This window comes from Rarobacter faecitabidus, from assembly GCF_006716265.1.
In the GTDB taxonomy this organism is placed as follows: Bacteria; Actinomycetota; Actinomycetes; order Actinomycetales; family Cellulomonadaceae; genus Rarobacter; species Rarobacter faecitabidus.
Genome location: NZ_VFOS01000001.1, coordinates 315583 through 342249, shown reverse-complemented (window position 1 = coordinate 342249; position 26667 = coordinate 315583). Strand labels below are relative to the sequence as shown.

Sequence of the window (26667 nt, the reverse complement as noted above, 5' to 3'; positions counted from 1 at the left end):
AACTCACGGGGACCAGGTTACCCGAGCCGCCGTGAAACGTACCGTAAGTTACGGTACCGTAGGTTAGGTCCGTGAGATCAGCGACTTTGGAGCTACCCGTGGTGACGACGATCGATCCCCAACCGATCAAACCGCGATTGCGCGGCTGGCTGCATGCCGCCGCCGCGCCGCTGGCGCTCGTCGTCGGCATCGTGCTGATTTGCCTCACGCCCACCATCGCCGGAAAGGTCGCGAGCGCCATCTTCGCGCTCACCTCCGTCATGCTGTTCAGCACTTCGGCGACGTACCACCTGGGCCACTGGTCGGTGCGCACCAAGGCCGTCCTGCGCCGACTCGATCATTCGAACATCTTCCTGCTGATCGCCGGCACCTACACCCCGCTCGCCGTCCTGCTCCTGGATCGCAAGCCAATGATCATCCTGCTGTCGGTGATCTGGTCCGGTGCCCTGATCGGCTTGCTCGCCCGCGTGCTGTGGATCGGCGCCCCACGCTGGCTCTACGTCCCGATCTACATCGCACTGGGTTGGGTTGCCGTCATCTACCTACCGGCCTTCGCGCGCGGGGGCGGTGAGGCGGTCGTGTGGCTGATCATCGCGGGCGGCCTCGCCTATACGCTCGGCGCGGTCGTCTACGGGCTGAAGCGGCCGAATCCCCTGCCGCGCTGGTTCGGCTTCCACGAGATATTCCACCTGTTCACGCTCATCGCGTTCGCGTGCCACGCCACGGCCATCATGATCGCGGCCGTGGCGCTGCGCTAGGGCCGCCCAACTTCCGCCGAAATCGTTGGCGGGCTCGTTGTTCGCGTGCGGGCGCTTGAACGGGCGCAAACGCACGAAACCCGGGCATCCGACGCGTCAGCCCGACGGGAAAATCCAGCTAGAGCGGTTCGACCCGGTACTTGCGGGCGGCGAGCGACGGATTGCGCAGTCGCGCGGCGCGGATCTCGTCCGCAGCCACCGAATACGCGAGGAAGCCGGGCTCGTCGCCAAGCCGCGCACGAACCTCGCCATCTGGGGCGACAACGAGTGAATTCCCCGTCACCGCCTGCCCCGCGAGGCCGACGGCGGCCACCACGGCGACGTTCTCTATCGCCCGGGCCCGCGCCAGGGTTTCCCAGTGGCTGAGTTTCCCCGGCCCGCTGGCCCATGCCGCCGGCACGAGGACGATTTCTCCGCCCGCATCGATCACGCGTCTGGCAGATTCGGGGAAACGCAGGTCGTAGCACGTGATGATGCCCACCCGAACGTCGGCGATCGAGATGACCGTGGGCGTGGCAGCCGGATCGCCAGCCGTGAGCCGGTCCGATTCGCGCGCCCCGAAAGCGTCGTAGAGGTGCACCTTGTCGTACGTGCCAGCGATCGTTCCGGCCGGGTCTGTCACGACGATCGTGTTGCGTGGGCGGGCGCCATCTGCCGCCCCGACTAGGTCGGGGCAGGTCGCGACCCCGGCGGCGATCCAGACGGCGTGCCGCCTCGACAGTTCGCGCATGCGCGTCACGTAGGGGCCGTCGAGGAGCTGCGCCTGCGCCGATCCAACACCAGCCGGGTCGAATCCGCTGGCGTACTCGGGCAGGACGAGTAGGTCGGCCTTCTCGGTTCCGGCCCGTACCGCAGCGTCCTCGAGCGCGGCGATATTTACGGCGGGAACGTCCGAACCGGCGGTCTGCGCGACGAGGAATCGCATGATGTCAGCCGCGACCTGCCCCGGGCGCCCCGCTGGTCCCTGGCGGTGTCTGCTCCAGCCTGGCTGAGACGTCCATGCTCGACGGCGCGGCAGCGCCCGGGGGTGCCGCCAGCGAACCATCCGGCAGGAACGTAGCGCTCGTGGTGTGATTCGCGTGGTCGGCGTGGTGGATGCGGCGAATGCGACGGGAAAGCGAGACCATCAGCACGATGCCCGCGCAGACGATGGCGAACGTGACCAGGAAGCCCACCACACCCGGAGCGATGTCCGAGTCCTTGAGCTCTCCGCGCAGGACGGGAGCAGGCGATTGGGAGGCGGCCAGCAGGCGCCCCGTAATCTCGTTCAGCATGATGGTCACTTTCCTTGGTTCTGATCGGATTCGAGCGCACTGGTGGTTTTCGCCGCGGCGGCTAGCGGATCGTCCGCCCCGAACAGTGTCGAGAGCGGATCGCCCAGCTCTTCGTAGCCTGCCACGCTGACATCCCGGCCTCGCGCCGCTTCCTGCAACTCATCGTCGCTGGCCAGCGCGTCGATCCCGGCGAACAGGTCCACCTCGGGCAAGGTGATCTGGACCCGCGCCGCGGCGAGCTCGTACTCCTCCCACGGCCAGATCCTCGATTCGAGTTCGCGCGGCACCGCGAAGAAGAAGCCGTTCGGGTCGATCTGACTCGCGTGCGCGAGCAATGCGCCATCGCGTGCATCGTAATGGTCCTCGACGGCGATGCGGGTGGTGACCGGCCGTTCGTGGATGGCCCACTCCTCCCGGAGTTCGATCCACGGGCCGTAGGGCGAATCGAGTCCGGCGTCCAGCATCGCCTCGTGGAGCACCTTGGAGCGTTCGAGCGAGAAGTCGTGGTTGTAGTAGAGCTTAAGCGGAGCCCAGGGCTCCCCTGCGTCCGCGAATTGCTCGGCGTCGCCCGCCAGGAGGAAGGCGGCCACCGCGACCTGGTGCGAGCGAATATGGTCGGGGTGCGGATATCCCCCCATTGGGTCGTACGTCGTCACCACGTGGGGCCGGAACTCCCGTATCACGCGAACGAGCGCGGCGGTCTGCTCGCGCAGATCGCCCGCCGCGAAGGAACCCACCGGAAGCGGCGGCAACGGATCACCCTGCGGCAGACCGGAGTCGACGAAGCCGAGCCAGCGGTGGCCGACCCCCAGCGCGGCGGCCGCCGCTGCCATCTCGTGCCTACGAACCTCGCGCATGGCCTCGAGCCCGCCATCGACCGGCGCGAAGGCGGGGTTGAGCACGTCACCTCGCTCGCCGCCCGTGCAGCTCACGACCAGGACGTCCACCCCCTCGCTCGCATAGCGAGCCGTGGTCGCGGCGCCCTTGCTCGATTCGTCATCGGGATGGGCGTGAACGGCCAAGATTCTGCGAACTGGCGCCACCATTACCTCCATGCGGTTCTGACTCCCTCGATTATCTCAGGCTCGGGGACGCGTTCGCCCTCTTGTCGGGTGGGACACTTAAAAGACCAGTCAATTCTCGTCAATTCTCGAAAGGGTGAGCGATGCACGAGTTCAACGAAGTCGAGGACGCCGAAGCGGCCGCCTCTACGCGCTGGCTGGGCCCGCGGCAACGGCTGATCGCGGGAATCATCCTCGCCATCGGGATCGGGGTGGCGGCGTGGTTCGCCTTCGGTAACGAGAATTCATCGGTCGCCGCGGACGAGGTCTCCTTCACCATCAACGGCTCGGAATCGGTTTCACTGACCTTCAACCTGACGAAACCAAAGAACGCCGCGGTCACCTGCGTTGCCGAGGCGCTATCGCACAATTTCCTCCAGGTGGGCTATCAGGAACTCGAATTCGGCCCCGCGACGGCCGAAAAGCAGCAGTTCACGACGACGATACCTACGACCGAGAGGGCCGTCACCGCAGTCGTGAAGTATTGCCTCTCGCAGTGAGACTCGCTGTTGTATGATGGCAAGTTCATGCGCCCTGGCGCCTACAGGCTAAACGTTAGGCACCCCGGTGCCTACATGCACAACGAAGGGAGGCCGCCGTGCCCAACTCATCAGGTACTTGGCTGACCCAAGAGGCATTCGACAAACTCAGTGCCGAGCTGGAGAACCTAAAAGGTCCGATTCGCGACGAGATCACCCGCCGCATTGCTGCCGCACGCGACGAGGGGGACCTGAAGGAGAACGGCGGATACCACGCCGCGCGCGAGGAGCAGGGCAAGAACGAAGCCCGCATTCGCGAACTCGCCGAGAAGCTACGCACCGCACAGGTCGGAACGCCGCCCGATGACGGCGTGGTCGAGCCCGGAATGCTGGTCACCGCGCTCGTAAACGGCAAGGAAATGGTCTTCCTGCTGGGCTCTCGCGAGATCTCCGAGACCACGGACGTCAGCGTGTTCTCGCCGACCTCACCGCTGGGTGAAGCCATCGACGGCAAGCGCGTCGGTGAATCGACCACATACACGGCCCCGAACGGCAACCAGATTCCCGTGGAGATCAAGGACGCGAAGCCGTTCACCGGCTAGGGAGACGCGCCTAGTCCACGATTCGATAACCGCGGCCCCGAAGACTCGCCAGGAGTTCCTGGCAGTGTTCGGGGCCTTTGGTTTCCACCTGGAAGATCACCTCGACCTCATCGATCGCCAGATCCGGGCCGGTGCGGACGTGATCGACGTGCATCACGTTGCCGCCATCGCGCGCTAGTTCCACCACCAGCGAGGCGAGGGCTCCCGGCCGGTCGATGAGCCGCACCCGGAGATTGAGGTAGCGCCCGGCCGCGACGAGACCGTGCCGGATGACGCGCAGCAGTACGGTTGGGTCGACGTTTCCGCCCGATAGCACCACGCACACCGGCCCGCGCGCGAACTGCTCGGGCCGGGCAAGCAGCGCGGCCACTCCGACGGCCCCGGCCGGCTCCACGACGAATTTTGATCGTTCGAGCAGGTGCAGCAGTGCGCGGGAGATGTCCTCCTCCTCGACGGTCACGATATCGGCGCGACCGTGCGCAACGGCGAACGGAACATCCCCGGGCCGGGCGACCGCGATTCCATCGGCCATCGTCGAACGACCCTCGACCGTAACCGGCGCGGCGCTCGCCACGGACGGCGGCCACGAGGCGAACTGCGCCGCCTGCACCCCCACCACGCGGGTGGTCAGACCGCGCGTCGTCACCGCCTGCACGATGCCGGCCAGCAAGCCGCCCCCGCCGACGGGGCTGACGATCGTCGCCACGCCCGGGAGCTGTTCCAGGATCTCGAGCGCGACGGTGCCCTGCCCGGCCACGACATCGGGATGATCGAACGGATGAATGAACACCTTGCCGGTCTCGTCGGCTTCGATAGCCGCTGCGGCGAGCGCGTCCGCGACCGAATCGCCCGTGAGCCGGACCTCGGCTCCGTAGGCGGACGTGGCCGCGATCTTGGGCAGGGCCGCATCGGTGGGCATGTAGATCGTGGCACTGATGCCCAGTTCCGCCGCGGCGAGGGCAACACCCTGCGCGTGATTGCCGGCGCTGGCCGCTAAGACGCCGCGGGAGCGCTCGTCCGCTGAAAGCCCGGCCATGCGCGTGTACGCGCCGCGGATCTTGAACGAGCCCGTGCGCTGGAGATTCTCGCACTTGAGCCACACCGGGACGCCGACCAATTCACTTAGCGCGCGGGAATAAGCCAGCGGCGTTCTCCCCGCCACGCCGCGCAGCACACGGGCGGCTGAGGCTATCGGGTCAGTCGCCCCAGAGGGGGCGGGCGTGGCGCTCATGTCTCACGACACTACCGAACCCGACCGGTGGCACACTAGGAATGTGAGCGAAAACCCGTGGAACGCGATCTTCGGCCGCCGGGAACCGGCGCGAATGGTCGATCAGTCGAGCGCCTTGCCGGGACGAGACTTCCCCGTCCTGCCCTCCCCCGGGCACCACGCCGTGCTGGGCACGCCCATCGCCCCGCCGTGGCCTGAGGGCATCGAGGTGATCTACCTAGCCCTGGGCTGCTTCTGGGGCGCGGAAAAGGTGTTCTGGCAACTGGACGGCGTCTACACGACCGCTGTCGGATACCAAGGCGGCATAACTCCCAACCCTACGTACGAGGAAGTGTGCACGGGCAGGACCGGGCACGCCGAGACTGTGCTCGTCGCGTTCGATCCGGCACGCGTGGAAGCAGCCGCGATCCTGCGAACCTTCTGGGAGGTTCACGACCCGACGCAGGGCTTCCGACAGGGGAACGACGTGGGAACGCAGTATCGTTCAGCCGTCTACTACACGAGCGAGGCGCAGGCGGAACTGACCGAACAGACAGGCAGGACTTTCGCCGAGCGGCTCGCGCAGGCCGGGTTCGGCGCCATTACAACCGAGATTCGCGGGGCGGCCGATGCCGGCCCCTTCTACTACGCCGAGGACTACCACCAGCAGTACCTGGCGAAGAATCCGAACGGCTACTGCCCGGTTCACGCAACTGGCGTGTCCTGCGGCTAAGGGCGGCGTGGCGCGCGGCGATCCCGACCCCAAATCAATCGTCCCAGTAGTAGTTAGTCGAACCGAGTGCGAGTCCCACGCCATGCGGAGACGCCTTGCCTCGAACGTCGCGCATGAAGCCGATCGTCGTCCGCTCCTTCGTGCCGTTCGCGAAGCGCAACTCGATCCGCCCAGCGCTCACGATCTTGTAGGTCCCCCGCTTGTCCGGCGGGATGACCGACCAGGACGATCCGAGCCCCGGCCACGAGCCTATCGACCACCCTGATCGGACGAACCGGCCCTTCTTGTCGAAGGAGAGGCGTGTGGTCGTTGTGGTACACGTGAGCAGGCAGTTGCCGTACCAGTCGTTGTTGAGGAGATTCGCGGCGAAGCGGGTGCCGCGCTTGGGTAGGGTCAACGGCTCGTAGTAGCGGCGCGCATCGCCCTTTCCGAACGATCCGGAGAAGCCCTCTGTCGTCACTTTGAACGTGCCCTTGCCGACCTTCACCTTGCCCGTCTTGGGGTTGTACTTGTAGCGCACGCACGATTTCGACCTCTTCACGCATCGCGGCTTCTTGCCGTTCTTACTGACTCCCACGTACACGAATTTCTTGTTGACGAAGCGCACCGTCTGGGTGTCCCAGCCGCTGTACGAGTTAAGGTCCGTCGTGGCGAATCCCCAGAAATACTGCCCGACGAGGGTCTTGTATCTTTTTGGTTTGGGTTTTTGCACAATGGTGATCGTTCGCTTGGCCGTTGCCCCACCTGCTTCTCTGACGGAGATCACCAGTTTCGTCGTCTTCTTCTTACTGCCGAGCTTTACCTTCACCCGGAGGGCACGCGACGTGCTCCCGTCGGAGAGGTCACCCACGGAAATCGTCTTCTTCTTGAAAGTGAGATGTTTGCCCGACAGCCCCGCGGATACGCTCTTCGCGAGCCCCTTGCCGCGATTGCCGACCTGGAAACGTATTTCGAGCCATTTTCCCTTCAACGCACCCTGCACGGGTGCCGCGATATCGACCACTGCCACGGAGGCCTCGGCAAGGTCGTCCGAATAGACGTTCTGCGCCACCACCCACGTCCCGGCGTCCAGCACGCCCACAACGGCGCCGGCGCAGTTCCAGTTACCCGCGGCGACCTGCCCGTTTGCCGCGGAGGTCGCGGTGACGCGCGCCCCGGACTGCTTCACCGTCGCGTTGATGTCGCCGCCCCACGTCGTGCCCGACATCATCCCGCCCTGCGCCCCAGAACCGGGAACGATACGCAATTCGAATTTCGACACGCAATAGTCGTTCGCGTTCCACACGCCGAAGTAGACATCCACCCGCACCGGGTTGGCCGTCGTCGGCGGCGCCTCGAAGGTGATGTCCGCGACGGTCACGCCCTTCGCGCTGTGACGGACCTCGATCTTGTCGACGGTCTGGGATTTCAGGACGCTGGAATCGGGCCAGGATGTGTCGTCGAGGAGGGCGGTTCGGTCGGGGCGACCGGCGGCCATCACTCCCCCTTGGCTGGCCGGCGCGGCCTGCGTCTCGGCTTCATCACCATCCCCGCCAGAGCGATGCCCCGGTTTCGAGGTCGCGCTCAGCATGGCGGAGCCTGCTCCGTGCGCCACGAAGGGCGACTCGATGGCGGAAGCGAGACGCGCGGGCACCGCGGATTGCGCATCCTCGCGGGGTGCCGCTGCAGCGATCGGCAACCCGAGCCCGATCATCAATCCGCCGGCACCGAGCATTGCGATAAGTCTGGCTCCACGCATCTAGTCCCCCTCAAGATCGGGGACACCCGCGCTACGTCCTCTAACGCCGGTTTACGCGGCGAGCGTGGCATCCCCCGGTGTCACGTCTGAGTCCAGGCTATGCAGGGATCGCAGATTCGGCATCCGGTCCATCGCGCTCGCCTGTCCGGCGGACGCGCCCTGCGCTCCAGACGTACAGGCCGACCAGGATCAGACTGCCGCCGGCGATCGCCACCCACCAGGGGAATCGTGGGAGGTCAGAGGGGTGACCTGCTCCGGCGAGGTCAGATGGCGGCGTCGGATGCACCCGCTCGCCGGTCACTAGTATTCGGTGGCTATTGATTCCGACCGGGGTGCACGTCACAAGGGTGACGAGGTCGCGCCCGGCCTGCGGTTGCAGCGTCTGAGTGTCCTCTGGCTCGACCACCTGCGTCTCCACGACCTCGTAGGTCAGCACCTCGGCGAATACCTCGATCACGAAGCGGTCGCCGACATTCACCCTGTCGAGGTTGGTGAAGAGCGTGGCCGAGGCAAGCCCGCGGTGTGCCGTCAGGACCGCGTGCGTTGAATCGCCGCCCACCGGCAGTGCCGTACCCTCCAGGTGCCCGACCCCGTGCAACAGCGTCTCGTCGTCCGTACCGTGGTAGATGGGAAGGTCGACATCGATTGCCGGGATCTTGATCCGCGCCATGAGCCCGTCGTTGTCCGCCCGCAGGAGGGTTTCGTAGTCCCAGCCGCCGGAGTCCGCCCCATCTGACGTCGGGATCCGGCTCCCCGCACCGACTACGGCCCGTCCGGCCACCAGGTCCGCGTTGTAGGCCGTGGCCTCCTCCAGCGCCTCATCGCGCTGCTGAGGTCCGATCTCGCGCAGGGAATTGTTGTAGGTATCGATCGCCCTCGACTGGTTGTATTGCGCCAGCCAGGCCGCGGCCGAGGGATAGAGGAGAAGCGTCACGCCCGTGAGGCACACGAGGGCGATGAATAGCGCGGACTTGGGTAGCCGCCAGCGGCGTTCGCGTGTGCCAGCGGCGCGTCGACTTTGGGACGATTCCCCCGGCGCCGCGGCCAGCGGTGCGGTTTCGGCTGGGGGTGCGGGAGCCCGTCCGGCTCCCGCACCCGCAGCATCCCCATGCGTGTTGCTCACCTATTGCACACTACTTGGGCAGTAGCTCAGGCGGCCGCCGACTTGCTCCTGCGGCGATTGTTGACGAGCGCCGCGCCACCGGCGACGAGCACGAGCCCGGTGCCGATCAGAATCAGCAGCGCGGTTCCCGAACCGCCGGTGAGCGGCAGGTTCCAGCCCGAACGCTGCGTGTTCTCCACGGGCAGGTAGTTGTTCACGGCAACGGTCCGGTCTCCGATCGTTGCCGTCTGTCCGTTGACCACTGTGACAGCGATCGGGGCGGTGATCGGCACGTACCCATTGGGGGCCGTGATCTCGCTCAGGTAGTAGGTACCCGGCTTGAGCGCGTCGATGGTGATGCTGCCGTCCGGGCCGCTCGTGCCGACCCACGGGGTGCCAGCGATGCTCACCCGGTCGGTCAGGCCGGAATCGCGGAACAGGTGGAAGACAGCATTGCGCAGACCGATGGGCGAGCCGTTGCTATTGGCGTACTTGAAGATGCGCAGCTGGCCGAAGGTTGCGTTCTCGGCGTCATTGGAGACCTCCGTGCTGGTGTCGTTCACGTAGAGCGCGACATTGTTCGAGATGACGCCGTTCGACGGGATGGCGGTGACGCGCGTGCGGACAACCCAGGTGACCGTTCCACCCTGCGCGCTACTCGTCAGCACCGTGCGGCCTGCGCCGGTGAAGTCGAGCTGGACAGGACCGGTGCCGGTCACGTTGTAGTCGGTCCCCGACGTGACAGGGACGTTCGCAGCGGCTGCGCTCGTGACCGTGACCGACTCGGTTGACAGATACGTCTGACCGGCCCCGGGGGTGTCGATGAGGCGGAATACGGACAGCGGATCCGTTGTCAGGTAGGGGACGTCCGCCGTAATGGTCCACTCGACGACGTCACCGGCAGCGGCAAGTGCACCACTAGTGCCGAGATTGGAGGACTTGCTGACGCCGGTGACCGCGTTCTTGGGGTACACGTGCACGTCGTAGAGCCAGCTGCTGTCGCTCGCCTTTGCGGTCGGAACAGAGACGAGGAACGGCTTGTGCGGCGTCACGATGCCGTTGCCGCCGTTGTCAGCGCCCTCGAGCACCAGGTAAATACCGAGGTCGAGTCCGGTGAAGCTCGCCTGTCCGCTGGCGTTCGTCTCCTGCGTCGAGCCGGACTGCGTCACGGTGAACGTGCCAGCCGTCCCGACGGTCACCGAAGTCGGTGCCGTGATCGAACCGTTGACCGCGAGGCTACCGATCTGAGCCTGAACCTGCTGGAACGTGGCCCAGCCTGCCGGGGTGGTCAGGTCGATGCCATTGAGCTTCCAGACGGAGAATTCGACATCCTCCAGCGCCGGCGCGGTGACGGTCTGAGCCTCGCCGGAGGCCGGGGCGCCAGGTGTGGCGGGCTGCGCGTGCTTGTGCACGATGATGGACGAGTTGCCGTTGCGGGCGGTGTCAATGTCCACCGGGGTCGCAGCTCCCGCCGGCTGCGCAGCCGCGAGCGCGCCCGCGGTCGCGAGCAACGCGGCAGTTACAGCCGCAGCGATGCGCTGCCATCTGCGTTTCGTCGCGATATTCATGGTTGATCCTTTCGTAGTGCGCCAGGTGAAAGCGCTGTGGGGTCGAGCAGTAGATCCGCTCGAAGCGGTGTGTGCGGTCATGAGGTCATGCCCGTCTGGGGAGTGCCGCGCGAGCCTCGTCGTCGCCGGACGATACTCATGGCAAGCGCGAGGGCAACTAGCAACGCACCGCCAGCCAGTAGCCAGTCGGCACCGAACCCGCCGGTGAGCGGGAGAGTGAGTGCGTCCGTGCGGGCATTGGCAAACTGCCCGAGGGCGATGCAGGTGTGCCCCGTGGCGACGCAGGAAGTATTTGTGCTCCCCGTGACGGTGAACGTGTGCGGCGTGGTGTCGATGAGGTGGCCTAGTGGCGCGGCGTATTCGACGAGGGTGTACGTGCCCCACGCGAGTCCGGAAAGCGAGAAGCGACCGCCTGTCGCGTTGCCGTCGAGCCCGCTACAGACCGCGGGGAGCGTTGCGTCGCAATCGGCGATCTGCACTCCGCCGGGATAACTGGGGCCGGTCAATGTCCACACGGATCCGGAGAGGAGTTGCGGGGAGGTGTCCGTGTTGACCTTGTCCCACGTTGCCGTGCCCGCGATGGCCGTGTTCGTGACTGAGCAGGTGACGTCCATCGTCCCGGTGAGGTAGATGCGATCCCAGTGACCGGTGTCGACGAGCACCGGATCGTCGTTCTGGTCGACGCAGGACCAGGCACCCGGGGTATAGCCTGGTGGACCCGGATATGAACGGAGGTCGGTGGTCTCGTAGTCCTTGAGGTAGTAATTGCCCGGCCGCACTGGGACGTTGCTCACGCCACCGGTCTGCCCCGGGTTGCCGGTACCCGAGATGATGGGCTGTCCTGCCGCGATCAAATCTGAGTGCGGTTCTGCCCCGATGGTGAAGTCAGCGGGTGTCGCGGTCGAACCCGTTGTTCCGTTGTCCACGATCTTGATGAGCGTGATGCCCGCACGCGCCGGTCCGGCGGGAACAGTCACGGAGTGCTGTGCCTGAGTCGGGTTCGGGATGCTCCCGGGCGAGGTGGCGTTGGCGTAGGCCGTGTTCGGGATGCCCGGACGGCGCAGATCGGCTCTCGTGACCGTGTATGTCGCAGTGGCCGCGCACGACGCGGTTGCCCCGACGGCGAGCGACGATACGCAGGGGGCGTTGGTGAGCGAGAGTGTGAGACCGGCGAGCGGATCGGTGATCGTCACGTTCGTCAGCGGAACATTGCCCGTGTTCGTCACTGAGAACGTGAACGTGACCGTCTCGCCTTCATCCGCGAGTGAGTCGGCGCCGGAAATCGAGTAGGCCTTCGTGACGGTCAGTTCGGGACGAGCGGGAGTGAGAACGTTGGCGGAGTCGTCATCGGTGACGGTCAGCGAGGGGTTATGAGGGCTCACACCTCTGGCTGTCGCGGTGTTCTGCACGTGGCCGGCCGCCAGATCACCGACGACGATGGAGTGGCTGCCCGTCGACGAGCAAGTCGCCGTTGCTCCCGGGGCCAGGGACGCGACGCAGGCCTGCGCGGTCCAGCCGAGCAGCGGATCAGCGAGGGTCACCGGCGCGAGCGTGATGTTGCCAGTGTTCTCGACGCTGAAGGAATACGAGATCGTCTCACCTATGTTGGGCTCACCGTTCGCGTTCCCATCGGTGAATACGGCCGTCTTGGTCAGGCGGATCTTTGGGTCAGGAGCTTCGAGTTTCGCTATCGCAGTCGAATTGTTGGATGTGACCGTGGTCGATGAGAATACGCCCGTCGCATTCGCCGTATTGCTCAACTCGTAGTCTGGTGCGGTTGCTGTTGCTGCATCGGCGGCGGTGACCGTGTAGGTGCCAGTACAGGTCATCGTGGACCCGGGCTGCCCCGCTGCGGCGAGAGTGGTCGAAGGGCAACTAATTGAGGTGATCTTCGGATCGTGTACCTGCACGTTCGAGAGGGCGACTCCGCCATTTGTCAGTGTGAAGTTGTAGGGCACCAGGTCGCCCTGCCGGTAGGTGGTCCGATAGAGAGGAGACGCCGTGTTGAGCGCCTTGACGAGACCCAGCCCGTCAATGTTGTCGTAAGTTTCGACAGCGAGGTTGCGGATGAGGTGAACGTCGTTGCTGCCGCCCGTGGAAGACGAGAAGCCGAACTTGTAGGTCGCTGGGATCTCGACGTCGGTCGTGTACGTCAGCATCGTCACGAAGCCCTGGGGTCCACTCCCATCCGGGTCAATTTCAACGGTAATGGTGGTAAATCCGTTCGAATTGGCGGGCGTGATCGTGATCTTCACCCTCCGGACCGCCGTTACCGGGTTGGAGCCTGTGTCGCGAATGCCCCAACTCCGATGGTCCCACCAGTTCTGATTCGCAGTTTGGCCATTGACGGACGTCGAGGCCCAGAGGCAGTACCCCTCGACCCATTGGCCGGCCAACGCGCCCGATGTCGCCACCCGGCCTGGACCACGCAATGAAACATTGGGCCGATAGTTGTCTTGGTTACCGGCGGAGAACCCGGGGTTCTGGGGCGATGTGCAGCCTCGGCCACGGTTTTCGTTGTTACGCGGGTAGTTTCCCCAGGCGTCGAGTCCGAGCCCCAGGAATCCGTGCTCGACGCCCGGCTCGTTGTCTCTCGACGCGTATCCGAGCGACCCACCCGGGGCACCCGTGTCCGTGAGCTGGTATGCACCGTCGGACAGGAAGAAACTGATGCCGTCCGCGCCGTTCCCGCCGTACTGCGCCTGATCGAAGGTGACGATCAGGCCACCGGTGGCCGGAAGTGCCTGATTGTAGAGAATTCCTCCGGTGCGATTGCTGCCCGTGTCGGTCAGCTGCAACCAGCCCGGGGTCGTTCCCATCGTTGGAACAGGACCGCTTTGATGCGCTCCACAATGACTGAGGCTCGATCCTCCGCCTGGCGGCGTGGACCCGTTCGCCGCACCCGTGAGGCACGCGTCCCCGAGTCGGAGAACAGCAGGATCACTCACCGATGAACCACTGAAGCTCTCGGAGAGGAGCGGCGTACCGGCGAATGCCGGGGTAGAGGAAACGACAACGCCGAGGGTCAGCATTGAGCCCAGAATCACTACCGCCATTACGAGCGCAGCAACACGCACACGAAAGAGCGAGAGTCGGGCCGTCAATGTGGATCTGGCAAGCAAAATTCACCTGTCTCATGGGGGATTCCCATCAGGGTACGGGTGATTTCGCATTACCGGGTAGGGGTTTTCACCCAAGTCCGGCAGTTTCTAGCGAGACAATCTTCACGTTAGGGGGAAAAATCGCACTCGGTGATGAGGCGGCTCCGTCTGCATACCTACAGACCCGGAGATCAGCGCCGTCGTCCTCGACCCTTGCCGTTGTTGGACTTGCCGCCAGGACGAGGGGAACCTTCGCCTTTGCGCTGCGTCTCCCGGGGGGTCGGCTTTCCGGACGATTGCGCCTTGCGCGGGGCACGTGCGGCGACGGTCCGTGACCTCTCTGCGGCAACCGGCCCAGGCACGGGCTGCGGCGATTCCCCGCGGGAACTGTTCGCGCCGCGGCCGCGCACGATGCCGGCCAGTTCCTCGATCAGCGGGTCGTCGAGCCACCGCACCCAGGTCAGGGCGATCCTCGAGGTGGGAACGCCCGCGAGCGGAACATAGGTGACGTCCTTGCGGTGGTGCAGGCGAGCGAGGGACATCGGGACTATCACCTGGCCGGCACTCGCCGCGCACCACTCGATCGCCTCCTTGACGCTCGGCGGCTCCTCGGTCGAGCGCCTGCCGGGCATTGCAGAATCGCCCTCATCCCAGATCAGTCCCGTGCCGGGCGGATCGAGCACGATCTCGCCAGCGAGGTCCTCAGGGGTGCACTCAGCGAGCAACGTCAACTCGTGCTCGACGGGCACGACGACGACGCTCACCTCCTCATACAAGGGGATCCTGTGCCACTCCCCGGTGCCGGGTATGGGCATGCGCACGAGCGCAGCTGCGAACTCACCGGACCGAAGACCAGCGAAGGACTCGTCCTGGGATGCCAGAGACGCGAACAGCGGGGTGGCGGGGAATCGTTCCCGCCACACCCGCTGCCACTTGCCAGGGCTCACGCCCGGCACATACGCGAGGTTGAACGCCAACTCAGCGCTTGATGCCGAGCAGGTCGACGACGAAGACCAGGGTGTCGTCGCCGCCGATGCCCGCCTGCGGAACACCGCGGGCGCCGTAGCCGAACTCCGGCGGAATCGACACGAGCACGCGGGAACCGACCTTCTTACCGACGAGCGATTCGTCCCAGCCCTTGATGACCATGCCGACGCCGATCGGGAAGTCGATCGACTGCCCGCGCCGGAAGGACGAGTCGAAGATGCCGCCGCCCCAGATCTGCCCGTGATAGTTCACGTCGATCGCGTCACCGACGGCGACGATTTCGCCGTCGCCCTCCGAGAGGATGGAAACCTGCAGGCCGTCAGGGGCAGAATCGGTCGGGAAGGACAGCGTCGGCTCGATGCCGAATTCGCCGGTTACCTCGGGAAGTTGAACGCTCAATGGATGCTCCAGATCGTGGTGGATGGGTTGGCCGTGTCGGCAGGGACTACGTCAGTTCCGCAAGATGGCCAGCAGGCGCAGGAACTCGAGGTAGAGCCATACGAGGGTGACCACGAGCCCAAACGCCGCCGCCCACGCGAACTTCCGCGGCGCGCCGGCCTGTACGCCGCGCTTGATCGAGTCGAAGTCGCTGATCAGGGACATTGCGGCGAGTACGACGGCCACGATGCCGATGATGATGCCCCACTGGCCCCCGCGCATTCCCCAGCCGTCCAGGACGCCGGTCCACACCAGGATGAGGTTGGCCAGCGAGAACAGCGCATACCCGGCGATCGCGACCAGCAGGAACCGGTTGAACTTTGGCGTCACCCGCACAGCACCCGACGTGAACAACAGCAGCGACGCGGTGAACGTTGCGAGGGTGGCAAGCACCGCCTGCAGCACAATGCCGTCGTACACGACATTGAAGGAGGCGGAGATGCCGCCGAGGAACAGGCCCTCGGCCGCGGCATACAAGGCGATGAGCACGGGGCTCGGGTTGCGCTTGAACGCGTTGACGAGGCCGAGCACGAGTCCCACGACCAGTCCGCCGAGCCACAGGCCGGGCACGGAATCCACGAGAGACCAGGACACGACGCCGGTTGCAAGAAGCAGCACCAGGAGGCCCGCCGTCTTCATGATGACGTCGTCATACGTCATGCGGTTCGTGTCGAGCGGCGTCGCCGAGGGGGCGTTGTACATCGACTGCAGCGTCGACGGGTCGCCCGTCGGGGTAGCCGTGGACTGGTCCGGAAAGTGCTGGACCTGCGTAGCGGAACTGTAGGCAGGGCTTGAGAAAACGGGATTGGACATCGGTGGGACTCCAAAGTGGTCGTTTGATGCGGCCGTGGCAGTCGCGTCGAGGGCGACCGGTCCAAACGATTGTAGTCGTTTGGGCTGGGAATTGGCGCAATGGGACGATGAGGTACATGGACACCTCCCCGCTGCCTGCCATCTCCGCCCGCAACCCCCAACAGGTGCGGATCGCAGCTGCCGAACTCGTCGCACGCGCCGCGCCCGGGCACGAGACCTGGCTGGTCTCCCTGGCAGCGGATGCTGCCGCACTCGGCATCGAGCCCGGCGACACGGTGGGCGTTATCCCGCCCGCGCTCGCGGGCCAGGTGGAGGGGGTTGTAGCCGCGCTTGGACTCGTCCCCGGCTCCCCCGCGCGGGCCACAGGTGATCAGCCTGTCGGCGCGTGGCTTTCGACGCGCGAACTGTCCATCCCCTCGATGAAACTGCTCCGCCTCGCGGGACTCGCGCCCGCACCCGGACCGCATTCGGCGGCGCCGCCGGTGCCCGATGCGCTCGATGTCATTGCGTCGATTCCCGATGCCCCCGCGCAGGCCGACGCGATACTTGCCACGCTCCGCCCCGCAGCCCCTCGCGCGTTCTCGCTCGCCTCGTCACCGCGCGAGGAGGAACGGCTAGACCTGATCGTGGGGCACCATCCCACCGAACGCGAGGGGCGCATGCGCGCCGGGGTTGCCTCGTCCCTCCTCACCACCGCGGTGGGTGCGAACGCCGCGATCTTCCCCATTCCCAATCCGCAGTTCCGGTTGCCGGACGACGGCAGCGACCTGCTGCTCATCGCCACCGGGACGGGGTACGGGCCCTTCCGCGCGTTCTTGCGCGAGCGCGGGCTGACGGGGGCGCCGGGCCGAGCCTGGCTCGTGTATGGCGAGCGCGGGAGCGGTGGCGAGGGCGGTGGCGAGCGCCGCAGCGCATTCGAGGACGAGTTCTCCGCCGCCCTTGCGTCGGGTTCACTGTCGCGGGTGGATGTCGCAATGTCCACCCGCCAGGACGGTCCTCGGTACGTGCAGGAGGTCCTGCAGGAATTCGGTCCGGATGTCGTGGACTGGCTAGATGCGGGTGCGCGTATCTACGCCTGCGGGAACGCGGGGATGGTCGAATCAATCGGCGGCGCCCTGGCCCAGGTTCTCGTAGACGAACTGGGTATCAGCGCGGGTGAGGCGGTGGCTCAGGTGGAAGGCTGGCGAGAATCCGGCCGCCTGGCCCTCGACGTGTTCGCCTGACTTTTTGTGTCCGGCCATTTTTCAGTGCCCGGCCGCAATCGAGTGCCCGGCCGTAATTCCGTGCCCGGCCGCAATCGAGTGCCCGGCCATCGTTTGCGGGTTCCCCCGTCGTTTGCTCGCTTGTGAAAGCCCCAGGCGCACAGAAAGCCCGCAAACGATAAGTGAAGGCGGGCCAGCGCGGTCGCGACAGGCGCGGTCGCGACAGGCGCGGTGCGCGCGGTGGGGTGCGCGCCGCGCGCCGACCCATCAGTCGGGTTCTGTCGTGCGCGTTGCCGCGCCGTGGCGTCGCCCCTCAGTCGGAAGCTGTCGCCCGCGATCCCGACCGAATGCGCCGCGACCAGGCGATGCGGCCCGCGATGCCGGCGGCGAGAAGCACCAGTGCCACGGCGATAACGAGCGAGTTCGGCACCGCTGAGGTCGCGTCGAGCACCGCCGATTCGAGTCGGACGTGCTGCCCCGAGGTGAGGGGCGACGGCAGCAATGCGGTCCCCTCAGTCACCAGCAGCAGGACTCCCAGCGCGATCGTGAAGACTCCCCCAGCGAGCTGCGTCCACGTATTGGTCCAGGTGACCGGCCCGAGCGAGAGCGAGAATCCGCGGGGGCGGACGAGCCTTTGGAGCGACGGAAGCCTCGTCCACAAAAGCGCGAGCAACAGCAGCGGAATGACCATCCCGGCCGCGAACGAAAGCAGGACGATCCCGCCGTACAGCGCGCTAGCCGATGCCACGGCAACCGCCAGTACAGTCCCCAGGATCGGTCCGGCGCACACCGAAGCGATGCCGTACACGACCCCGAGCGCGTAGACGGCAAGTGGCGTCGTCCCACCGGCGAGCGTGCGGCCGCCCGGCAGCGGGATATTGATCACCTGGAGTGCGCCGAAGACGATGACGGCGATCGCCGCGATCGCGATGACGGCCGAGCGGTGCTCGCCGAAATAGGCGCCTACACTTCCCGCGAGCACCCCGAGCGGCACGAGCGTCGTGATAAGCCCCAGGTAGAAGATGCCCGTGCGTTCGAGTAGCCGTCCCGGACTCGTGAACGCGTACGCGAAGAATGCGGGCAACAGGAGCGCCGAACACGGGCTCAGCAGCGTGAGCAGGCCGCCCGCGAGCGCCCCGATGATGCCGATGTCCATCAGCGGCCCGCCGCGGCCAGCTTCTCATCGATGGCTTTCGTGAAGGTTTCGAGCGACTGCGCGCCACCAATCACCGTGCCGTCGATGTTGAAGAACGGCACGCCCGCCACGGCGTTGACGCGCGCGTAGTAGGTGCTTTCCTTGACCTGCTGGATCAGGTCGGGGTTGTCGAGGTCCTGCTCGAACAGATCCAGGTCGGGCACGCCCGCATCGGCGGCGAACTGCAGCAGCTTGTCGCGCGGAAGATCGGGCAGGCCGCGCTCGGGGGCCGCGGCGTAGGCGGTGCGGAGGAAATCCTCGAACGAGTTCTGCCGCGCCGCCGCGCGAGCCGCGATTGCGCCCTGAGTGGAGTCGTCACCGAAATATGCGACGTCGTAGAACTCCCAGCGGACCAGGCCCGTGTCGATGTAGTGGGTCTTGAGCGCCTCAAATGTGTCGTTCATGAACGCCGCGCAGTAGGAGCACCGCAGGTCCGTCCACTCCACGACCGTGACGGGAGCGTCGATGTCGCCGATCGCCATAGTGTCGTCCGGATCATGGCGGGCGTGGTCGATGCCCTCCTGGCCCGTGGCCGGGGCGACTTGATCCGCCTCGGGGTCGACGCTCTGATTGGACGAGTCCTCCGTCGTGCCCTCGCCGCCTGCGGCGGACGTTTCTGCCGCGGGTGGGGTCGCCGATGGGGGCTGTTGGGTGTTGTTGTTCGTCAACTGGCCCGCGATGACGACGGCCGCGAAGACGGCAACGGCGACGCCCGTGATGAACAGGTAGCGGCCGCGCCGGGGCGGCGCGGCCGCCTGCTGCGCGGGGTTCGGGTGCGAAGCGCCGGCAGGCTGGTTGTCTGACTGCGCGGCGGGGCGATCATCGTGGAGCACAATCCCTACGTTATAGGTCGAGTATTACGTGGCGCGGATGTGATCGAACCGTGAGACGGGGTATGAGACGGATCGTGCGGGCGTCAATTTGACCGCCGCGATGTGCGTCTGGGGCCGTCTCAGATGCCCGCTTGACGCATTGGCAGGCGGTCGGCCCGGATGCCCGAAATGCCTGGAATTGCAGTGAGGATAGGCTTTCCTGCGGTGCATTTGCTGAGCAAATTTGCAAGGCTGACACTATGGCAAGGTTAGTCAGCGCGATCCGCGTCTACCCGCAAGTGTTTGCCACGCTCGTCGTGGCGATCGCCGGCCTTGTGCTGTCCGCGACGCCCGCCGGACACTTGACTGCGTGGCTGGTCGGGGGCTACAGCCTCCTGATCGCCGCTGTTGAGGCAGTCTCGATGATCCGCCAACTCATCAAGGGGCATGCGGGTCTGGACATTTTGGCAGTCATGGCGATCACGGCCGCCGTTCTGGTGGGTGAACCCTGGGCTGCGCTGATCGTCGTGCTCATGCTCACAGGCGGGACGGCGCTGGAGGACTACGCATCGAACCGGTCCACCCAGGAACTGACGGCGCTACTGCGCCAAGCGCCACAAACGGCGCTTCTCGTGTCGGGCAGTGACTTAGAAGATGGCGCACGCGAGGTTCCCGTTGATGAGGTTGTCGTCGGCGACATCCTGCTGGTGCGCCCCGGTTCGGTGGTTCCCGTCGATGCGGTCCTGCTGACCGAATCGGCAATGTTTGACGAGTCGTCGCTTACCGGGGAGAGCCTGCCCGTGGATCGTGCCGCGGGTGAACACGTGTCCAGCGGCGCCGTCAACGGTTCCACGGCAATTCGCATGCGCGCTGTGGCAACCGCCGACCAGAGCGAATACCAGCAGATCGTGCGGCTGGTCGAACAGGCCGCGGGCAGCAAGTCGAAGGTGGTGCGGCTCGCTGACCGGTACGCAGTGCCATTCACCATCCTGTCCTTGGCGATTGCATCGATTGCCTGGGCGGTCAGCGGGGACTCCGTCCGGTTTGCCGAGGTCCTGGTCGTGGCAACCCCCTGCCCGCTACTGATCGCCGCGCCTGTCGCCTTCCTGGGTGGTATGAGCCGCGCCGCACGGCACGGTCTGATCGTGAATAGCGGGCAGACACTCGAACAACTCTCGCAGGTCCGGTCCGTGGCCTTCGACAAGACCGGCACGATCACGACCGGGCATCCCAGCTTGGAACGCGTGATTCCCGCACCCGGTTTCAATGACGATGAAGTGCTTCAATATGCCGCATCGGCCGAGGCCTACTCGTCGCACGTCTTGGCCGGAGCCGTTGTGGCCGCAGGCCGGGCCCACGGCCGCGCCCTGCTCGAATCCACCGGGGCCGAAGAACTGCCCGCCAATGGGGTCACTGCAACGTTTGCTGCCGTGCCGGGACGAACCGAGGTGACCGTGCGGGTCGGTAAACCGTCGTGGTTGCGTCAATTCGCGCCCACGCTGGAACGCGTTGAAGTGGCGCCTGGCGAATTGGCGATTTATGTGACGGTGGATGATGCGCCAGCAGGCGCGCTCGTCATGCGCGACCAAACGCGGCCCGAAGCCAGCGAAGTCATGCGCGACCTGCACGAACTTGGCGTCACTCGAACCCTCATGGTCACGGGCGATGTGGCCGCCACTGCCCACATCGTTGCCCGTGAGGTCGGGATCGATGAGGTGCATGCGGACTGCCGCCCGGCCGATAAAGTCCACGTCGTCACGGATGTGCAACCGCGACCCCTGATGATGGTTGGCGACGGGCTCAACGATGCCCCGGTGCTCGCGGCCGCGGACATCGGCCTCGCGATGGGTGCGCGCGGCGCGACTGCCGCCAGCGAATCGGCAGATATTGTCAACCGGTTCGACACCCTGGCGGGCGTCCCCCAGGCCGTGCGGATCGGCAAGGACACCGTGCGCATCGCCCTGCAGAGCATCTGGCTTGGCATCGCGATTAGCGTGGCCCTCATGTTGGTGGCCGCCGCCGGGTTCCTTCCGGCCATCGCTGGCGCATGGCTGCAAGAGGTGGTCGATCTCGTCGCCATCCTAGGAGCCCTGCGGGCCATCGGCCCCCGCTCCGAACGCAAACCCGCACTCGTGCCCGGCCGCACCACTATGACGCGAGTCGTGGCACACACCAAGTAGCACCCCGGCACGCCAATGGCCCGGACCCACATCGTGGATCCGGGCCATTGCGATGCTTTCGCAGCCTTGCAGGTTGGTGCCCCCAGTGGGACTCGAACCCACACTGTGCCGATTTTAAGTCGGCTGCCTCTGCCAATTGGGCTATGGGGGCGGCCCTTTAAGCGGACTTGGCAGGCTCGTCCTTCTTAGCCTCTTCCCTCGGCTTCGGCGGGGCCGAAGCGACGCGGAACGATGCGCGCGGGTCGGCCGTCGCACCGAGCGGGCCGAGCTCACGACGCAGGAACGTTGCCGACAGCCAGCCGAAGATGATGCGGGTCTTGCGGCTCGGGGTCGGCATCGCCATGACGTGGTACGCGCGGTGCGCGAACCAGGCCGGCCAGCCCTTCAGCTTCACGACGCCGAACAGTACGGCGACGCCCTTGTGCAGGCCGAGCGACGCGACGGTGCCGAGGTTCTTGTGCTTGTACTGGCTCACGCCGCGGCCAGCCAGGTTGGCAACCAGGTTGTCGGCCAGCACCTTGGCCTCGCGGATGGCGTGCTGAGCGTTCGGCGGGCAGAACTTGCCCTCGTTGTACAGGTCCGGCACGGCGGCGCAGTCGCCTGCACCCCACGCGCCGGGGACCACGTTGCCCTCGTAGTCGATGACCTGCAGCGTCGCGGAGACGGTCAGGCGGCCGAGCTTGTCCGTCGGCAGATCCGACTCGCCGATGACCGGGTTGGCACGCACACCGGCGGTCCACACGATCGTGTCCGAGTCGAACTCGACACCGGTCGAGGTGACGACATGGCCGTCGACGCACGAGCTCAGGAAGGTGGAAAGGTGCACGTCGATGCCCCGGCGACGCAGGTTCGCCAGGCCGTACTGCGCCATCTCGAGCGGCAGTTCGGGCAGGATACGGTCGGCGCCCTCGATGACGACGAACTTGAGGTCGTCCTGCGACAGGGAGGGAATCTTCTTGACGGCGGCGCGGGCCATGTCCTCGGCCTCGGCGACCGCTTCGATGCCGGCAAAGCCGCCACCGATGAAGGTGAACGTCAGCAGGCGCTTACGGAGCGCCTCGTCCTCGGTGTGGGCGGCGATGAGCACGCGGTCGAGGATCTTGTTGCGCAGGTAGAGCGCCTCTTCGACGTGCTTGAAGCCGATTGCTTCCTCGGCCAGGCCGGGAATAGGCAGGGTGCGGGCGATCGAGCCGAGGCCGATGACGAGTTCGTCGTACTCGATGTCGAAGTCGGGGCCCACATTCGGGCTGACGGTCACCTTGCGTCCCGCGTGGTCGATTCCGGTGACTTTGGCCTGAACCGTCTCGATGCCGCGTAGCGCGCGCAGGAACGGAGCAACCACATCGCGCCCACCGATCGCACCCGAGCCGACCTCGGGGAGGAACGGCGCGTAGGTCATGTACGGCAGCGCGTCCACGACGGTGATGCGCGCGCGCGAACCGAGGCGGCGGCGCAGCCGGCGCGCGGAGTACAGGCCGACGGATCCACCGCCGAGAACGAGAATTCGAGGGGCACCCGACTTAGCGGTCACCGACGCACTAGGCACACTTGTCTCCTGGGATGGAACGGATTGATGCTTCCAAGACTACGCCTTCGCCGCGTGCCACCGAAATCGCTCAGAATGTGGGCCTATCGCGCAACGGACGAAGGTCTCGTTCCCTATTCGACCAGGGACCACGCGATGCCGTCGAGAATGTCGTGCTCAGACGTGAGGATCGGCCCGAGTTCTCTCCCCTGAGCAGCGACTTCGTCTCGCACCCGCGCCACAACCTCTGACCAGACGAGCGCTCCGGCCCCGATCACGTCGATCCGCCCCGGGTGCATGAACCCCAATTCCGCGCGCTGTGCGCGGTCACGGGCCAGCAAGTCCGCGGCGCTCGCCAGCACGTCGTCCACCGACAGGGTCGCGCCGTTGATGCGGTCGCGATCGTAGGCGGCCAGTCCCAGCGCATGCGCCGTCACGGTCGTAATTGATCCCGCCAGGCCCACCAGGGTCGCCGTCTGCCCCAGCGGTACGATTTCGGCTGCCTCGTCCAGCGCCCGACGAATGTCGGCACGGGCGGCCTCGATCTCGGCAGGCGTTGGCGGGTCAGAGCGCAGGTGCCGCTCCGTCATGCGCACGCAGCCGACGTCCATCGACTTCGCGGCCTGCGGGCGATCGGTGCCGAGGACGAGCTCCGTCGAGCCGCCACCGAGGTCCACGACCAGATACGGGGCGGGGAACTGCCCGCCGAACACGCCCGTCGCGCCGCGGAACGACAGGTACGCCTCTTCGTCCCCGGACACCACTTCCGGCGTGACACCCAGGATCTCCCGGATGCCGGAGAAGAACTCGTCCCTGTTGCTCGCGTCCCGAGTCGCCGACGTTGCCACGAAACGCACCCGAGTCGCGCCCAGTTCGGCTATCTTGGCGGCGTACTCGCGCGAGCGCTCAAACGTCCTGGCCAGCGCCTCGGGGTCTAGGCGCCCCGTCCGGTCGACGCCCTGGCCCAGCCGGACGACGTGCATCGTCCGCTCCAGGTCGGTGAGCGTACCCGCCTCGCGGTCGATGTCGGCAATCAGCAGACGGATCGAGTTGGTGCCGCAGTCGATGGCGGCGACGCGCGTAATCTGTTCAGCCACTTTTTCAGCCATGACCACTACCCTGCCACGGGACGGGCGATGCACTGGCACGCCGACGGGTCAAACTGGCGGGCGCGGATGGCCAGCGCGATGGCCTCGTCCCCGAGAGGGTTGATGCCGGGCCCGGCGGACAGCGAGTGCGCGATGAGCACGTGCAGGCACTTGACGCGCGTGGGCATGCCGCCGGCCGAGATGCCGTGGATCTGCTCGACGAAGCCGAGGCGCTCCCGCTCCGCGAGGTAGTCCTCATGGGCGCGGCCGTACGCGGCTCGTAGTTCCGGGTCGGTCTCGAGGCGGGCGCTCATGTCCTTCATCACTCCCGACGCCTCGAGCGTGCTGGCGGCGGCGGTGATCGCCGGATGCGTCAAGTAGTACAGGGTCGGGAAGGGCGTCCCGTCCGGCAGGCGTGGCTCGGTCTTGACCACCCAGGGCCGACCACACACGCAGCGCGCGGAAATGCCCGCAGTGCCGCGGGGGGCTCGTCCAAGCTGCCATTCGATCTCGGCGAGGTCCTCGGCGCTTGCCTCGGCAGCGGAGCCGTCGGGTGCATATCCGCCGCGGCGGCGCAACTGCTCGGCGGCCTGTTCGGTGAGCGTGAGCGGGGCTTCGTCCCCGCCCTGCGGGACATTAAGAGTGGGAGGCACCCATCTATTGTGCCGTGTCGGCCTCGGTGGATCCCGCAACCTCGACGGATTCCCACAAAGTGCCGTACCAGGAATCCTCCTTACCGATCGGGAAGGTTACGGCGCCCGGTTCGACAGTCCGCCCCGTCTTGGGGTTGGTCTCGTCGACGACCGTGGCGGGGTCGATCACCTTGTAGCGGGTCTCGCCCGGGTAGCCGAAACTGAGCCGCTCGCGCGCCTGCGCGGCGACGTACTTGCTGTCCTTCCAGCGATCGATCTCGGACTGCAGATCGGCGTTCTCGGCCTTGGTCGCCGCGAGTTGCTGCTCCATGGCCCGGGTCTGCGCCCGCTGATCCACGAATCGCATCATGGTCGGCACGACGATAGCCAGGGCGCCGAGGGCGATGATCGCGAGCACGATAACTCGAACGGATACCGGCCCGACCCAGCGCATGCGATCGCCCTGCGGGCGGTCGACGGGGATCCGGGCAGTCATGCTGCCATTGTGCCGAAGTTCCCTGGAAAGCCCGCAGAGGCGCGCCCACGGCTCGCCGCATCGTCCCTCGGGCACATGAGACCACCGGTTGTGGTTGCTCGGCACCCGCTATATCGGGTGTCCTGGAGCCGTAACCGGTGTCCGCGGCAGGGCACGTCCATGCACGGCACGTCCATGCAGGGCACGTCAATGCAGGGCACGTCAACGACGCGTGGGGCCGCCCGCCAGACGGCGGACGACCCCACGCGGGTGTCGCTGGCTTAAGTTCTAGCTCAGAACTTGGCGCGAGGGAACGCGCTACGGCCTGCGTAAACCGCAGCCTCGCCCAGACCCTCTTCGATGCGCAGCAACTGGTTGTACTTGTTGATGCGCTCGCCACGAGCCGGCGCGCCCGTCTTGATCTGACCCGAGTTCGTCGCCACGGCGAGATCCGCGATGGTGGTGTCCTCGGTCTCACCGGAACGGTGCGACGTCATGGCGGTGAAACCGGCACGCTGCGCGAGCTGCACGGCGTCGAGCGTCTCGGTGAGGGTACCGATCTGGTTGAGCTTCACGAGCAGCGAATTGGCCGCCTTCAACTCAATGCCCTTGGCGAGGCGCTCCGGGTTGGTGACGAACAGGTCGTCGCCGACGATCTGGACGCGGTCGCCAACCTCGGCGACGAGCTGCGACCAGGCGCTCCACTCGTCCTCGCTCAGCGGGTCCTCGATGGACACGAGCGGGTAGTCCGTGATGAGCTGCTCGTAGTACTTGACCATGAAGTCCGTCGACTGGGCCTGGCCCTCGAACTGGTAGGCGCCGTCCTTGAAGAACTCGGTCGATGCGACATCGAGAGCGAGCGCGACGTCAACGCCCGGCTTAAAGCCGGCCTTCTCGATCGCGACGAGGATCTCGTCCAGCGCGTCGCGGTTGCTCGGCAGGTTGGGGGCGAAGCCGCCCTCATCGCCCAGGCCCGTCGCCAGGCCCTTGGACTTCAGCACCGACTTGAGCGCGTGGTACACCTCGGCGCCCCAGCGCAGACCTTCACGGAACGTGGGCGCACCGATCGGCGCGACCATGAACTCCTGGATGTCAACGTTGGAGTCGGCGTGCGAACCGCCGTTGAGGATGTTCATCATCGGAACGGGCAGAACGTGTGCGTTCGGGCCGCCGACGTAGCGGTACAGGTCGAGGCCGGCGCTCTTCGCGGCGGCTTTGGACACGGCGAGCGAGACACCCAGGATGGCGTTGGCGCCAAGCTTGCCCTTGTTCGGGGTGCCATCGAGCTCGATCATGGTGGCGTCAACGAGACGCTGGTCCTCGGCGTCGAACCCGATGATCTCGGGGGCGATGACGTCCTCCACTGCGGAGACCGCACCCTCGACACCCTTGCCCAGGTAACGCCCCGCGTCGCCATCGCGGCGCTCAACGGCCTCGAACGCGCCGGTCGATGCGCCCGAGGGAACGCCCGCGCGGGCGTAGCTGCCGTCTTCAAGTGCGACCTCGACCTCGACGGTCGGGTTGCCGCGGGAGTCAAGAATCTCGCGCGCGCCTACGGCTACAATTTCTGCCACTTTCGCTCCTTTTGAGGTGTTTGTCTGCACGTACGTTCCAAGCCTAGTCGCTTCGGGGCTGTGCTAGGCGGGACCGGGGTCCCGCCACCGAGCCGACATCAAGCATTCATCCACCGTTGG

24 protein-coding genes and 1 tRNA gene are annotated in these 26667 nt (G+C 66.2%); 6 read left to right on the top strand and 19 right to left on the bottom strand.

The window, feature by feature from the left end; genetic code table 11:
- Window positions 1–71 precede the first annotated feature (71 nt).
- The gene (trhA, locus tag FB461_RS01570) at window positions 72–758 is read left to right on the top strand and encodes a PAQR family membrane homeostasis protein TrhA (protein ID WP_142118318.1); all 687 of its coding nucleotides are present in this window, start codon (window positions 72–74) and stop codon (window positions 756–758) included.
- A gap of 118 nt (window positions 759–876) precedes the next feature.
- On the opposite strand, the gene FB461_RS01565 is transcribed toward trhA, so the two are convergent.
- Genes FB461_RS01565 through mca form a run of 3 tightly spaced genes read right to left on the bottom strand, consistent with a single transcriptional unit; the run spans window position 877 to window position 3087 of the window.
- Window positions 877–1683 (bottom strand): nitrilase-related carbon-nitrogen hydrolase, encoded by an 807-nt coding sequence (locus FB461_RS01565; RefSeq protein WP_142118316.1) that lies wholly within the window; start codon window positions 1681–1683, stop codon window positions 877–879.
- A 4-nt stretch (window positions 1684–1687) separates the two neighbouring features.
- Entirely contained in the window at window positions 1688–2032 is a 345-nt protein-coding gene (locus FB461_RS01560) for a hypothetical protein (protein ID WP_142118314.1), read from the bottom strand.
- Window positions 2033–2037: 5 nt separating this feature from the next.
- The gene (mca, locus tag FB461_RS01555; RefSeq protein WP_142118312.1) at window positions 2038–3087 is read right to left on the bottom strand and encodes a mycothiol conjugate amidase Mca; all 1050 of its coding nucleotides are present in this window, start codon (window positions 3085–3087) and stop codon (window positions 2038–2040) included.
- A gap of 110 nt (window positions 3088–3197) precedes the next feature.
- Here mca and FB461_RS01550 point away from each other — a divergent pair, with 110 nt between their 5' ends.
- The gene (locus tag FB461_RS01550) at window positions 3198–3593 is read left to right on the top strand and encodes a DUF4307 domain-containing protein (RefSeq protein ID WP_142118310.1); all 396 of its coding nucleotides are present in this window, start codon (window positions 3198–3200) and stop codon (window positions 3591–3593) included.
- Between the two features lie 98 nt (window positions 3594–3691).
- Entirely contained in the window at window positions 3692–4174 is a 483-nt protein-coding gene (gene greA / locus FB461_RS01545) for a transcription elongation factor GreA (protein WP_142118308.1), read from the top strand.
- 10 nt (window positions 4175–4184) lie between these two features.
- On the opposite strand, the gene ilvA is transcribed toward greA, so the two are convergent.
- The gene (ilvA, locus tag FB461_RS01540) at window positions 4185–5405 is read right to left on the bottom strand and encodes a threonine ammonia-lyase (protein ID WP_142118306.1); all 1221 of its coding nucleotides are present in this window, start codon (window positions 5403–5405) and stop codon (window positions 4185–4187) included.
- A gap of 94 nt (window positions 5406–5499) precedes the next feature.
- Here ilvA and msrA point away from each other — a divergent pair, with 94 nt between their 5' ends.
- The gene (gene msrA, locus FB461_RS01535; protein ID WP_142120645.1) at window positions 5500–6117 is read left to right on the top strand and encodes a peptide-methionine (S)-S-oxide reductase MsrA; all 618 of its coding nucleotides are present in this window, start codon (window positions 5500–5502) and stop codon (window positions 6115–6117) included.
- Window positions 6118–6151: 34 nt separating this feature from the next.
- On the opposite strand, the gene FB461_RS01530 is transcribed toward msrA, so the two are convergent.
- The 7 genes from FB461_RS01530 to FB461_RS01500 form a co-directional block, all read right to left on the bottom strand.
- On the bottom strand, window positions 6152–7831 hold the full coding sequence (locus FB461_RS01530) for a hypothetical protein (RefSeq protein ID WP_142118304.1): 1680 nt from the start codon (window positions 7829–7831) through the stop codon (window positions 6152–6154).
- Between the two features lie 121 nt (window positions 7832–7952).
- Window positions 7953–8978, bottom strand: a complete 1026-nt coding sequence (locus tag FB461_RS01525; protein WP_246045953.1) for a class C sortase — start codon at window positions 8976–8978, stop codon at window positions 7953–7955.
- A 26-nt stretch (window positions 8979–9004) separates the two neighbouring features.
- Window positions 9005–10525, bottom strand: a complete 1521-nt coding sequence (locus FB461_RS01520; RefSeq protein ID WP_170222550.1) for a SpaH/EbpB family LPXTG-anchored major pilin — start codon at window positions 10523–10525, stop codon at window positions 9005–9007.
- 77 nt (window positions 10526–10602) lie between these two features.
- The gene (locus FB461_RS01515; RefSeq protein WP_170222547.1) at window positions 10603–13344 is read right to left on the bottom strand and encodes a DUF7507 domain-containing protein; all 2742 of its coding nucleotides are present in this window, start codon (window positions 13342–13344) and stop codon (window positions 10603–10605) included.
- A gap of 473 nt (window positions 13345–13817) precedes the next feature.
- Window positions 13818–14573, bottom strand: coding sequence for a LysR substrate-binding domain-containing protein (locus FB461_RS01510; RefSeq protein WP_170222545.1), 756 nt, complete (start codon window positions 14571–14573; stop codon window positions 13818–13820).
- 31 nt (window positions 14574–14604) lie between these two features.
- The gene (locus tag FB461_RS01505) at window positions 14605–15012 is read right to left on the bottom strand and encodes an FKBP-type peptidyl-prolyl cis-trans isomerase (protein ID WP_142118297.1); all 408 of its coding nucleotides are present in this window, start codon (window positions 15010–15012) and stop codon (window positions 14605–14607) included.
- A gap of 51 nt (window positions 15013–15063) precedes the next feature.
- A complete protein-coding gene (locus tag FB461_RS01500) occupies window positions 15064–15864 on the bottom strand; it encodes a Bax inhibitor-1/YccA family protein (protein ID WP_142118295.1) in 801 nt (266 codons plus the stop codon).
- Window positions 15865–15980: 116 nt separating this feature from the next.
- Here FB461_RS01500 and FB461_RS01495 point away from each other — a divergent pair, with 116 nt between their 5' ends.
- A complete protein-coding gene (locus FB461_RS01495; RefSeq protein WP_170222544.1) occupies window positions 15981–17087 on the top strand; it encodes a ferredoxin reductase domain-containing protein in 1107 nt (368 codons plus the stop codon).
- A 292-nt stretch (window positions 17088–17379) separates the two neighbouring features.
- On the opposite strand, the gene FB461_RS01490 is transcribed toward FB461_RS01495, so the two are convergent.
- Together FB461_RS01490 and FB461_RS01485 are read right to left on the bottom strand one after the other, a co-directional pair.
- A complete protein-coding gene (locus tag FB461_RS01490) occupies window positions 17380–18222 on the bottom strand; it encodes a cytochrome c biogenesis CcdA family protein (RefSeq protein ID WP_142118291.1) in 843 nt (280 codons plus the stop codon).
- Window positions 18222–19094: a DsbA family protein gene (locus tag FB461_RS01485; protein WP_142118289.1), complete on the bottom strand. Its 873-nt coding sequence runs from the start codon at window positions 19092–19094 to the stop codon at window positions 18222–18224. Before FB461_RS01485 ends, FB461_RS01490 begins: the two co-directional genes overlap by 1 nt.
- 239 nt (window positions 19095–19333) lie before the next feature.
- Here FB461_RS01485 and FB461_RS01480 point away from each other — a divergent pair, with 239 nt between their 5' ends.
- Window positions 19334–21253: a heavy metal translocating P-type ATPase gene (locus FB461_RS01480; RefSeq protein WP_142118287.1), complete on the top strand. Its 1920-nt coding sequence runs from the start codon at window positions 19334–19336 to the stop codon at window positions 21251–21253.
- A 74-nt stretch (window positions 21254–21327) separates the two neighbouring features.
- Here FB461_RS01480 and FB461_RS01475 read toward each other — a convergent pair.
- The 6 genes from FB461_RS01475 to eno form a co-directional block, all read right to left on the bottom strand.
- Window positions 21328–21404, bottom strand: a tRNA-Leu gene (locus FB461_RS01475).
- Between the two features lie 6 nt (window positions 21405–21410).
- Complete coding sequence (locus FB461_RS01470; protein ID WP_142118285.1) at window positions 21411–22799, bottom strand: NAD(P)/FAD-dependent oxidoreductase; 1389 nt, start codon at window positions 22797–22799, stop codon at window positions 21411–21413.
- A gap of 113 nt (window positions 22800–22912) precedes the next feature.
- Window positions 22913–23887: a Ppx/GppA phosphatase family protein gene (locus FB461_RS01465; protein ID WP_142118282.1), complete on the bottom strand. Its 975-nt coding sequence runs from the start codon at window positions 23885–23887 to the stop codon at window positions 22913–22915.
- Window positions 23888–23892: 5 nt separating this feature from the next.
- Complete coding sequence (locus FB461_RS01460) at window positions 23893–24444, bottom strand: DUF501 domain-containing protein (RefSeq protein WP_142120641.1); 552 nt, start codon at window positions 24442–24444, stop codon at window positions 23893–23895.
- A gap of 79 nt (window positions 24445–24523) precedes the next feature.
- On the bottom strand, window positions 24524–24994 hold the full coding sequence (locus tag FB461_RS01455) for an FtsB family cell division protein (RefSeq protein ID WP_142118280.1): 471 nt from the start codon (window positions 24992–24994) through the stop codon (window positions 24524–24526).
- A 272-nt stretch (window positions 24995–25266) separates the two neighbouring features.
- The gene (gene eno, locus FB461_RS01450; protein ID WP_142118278.1) at window positions 25267–26547 is read right to left on the bottom strand and encodes a phosphopyruvate hydratase; all 1281 of its coding nucleotides are present in this window, start codon (window positions 26545–26547) and stop codon (window positions 25267–25269) included.
- Window positions 26548–26667: the final 120 nt, after the last annotated feature.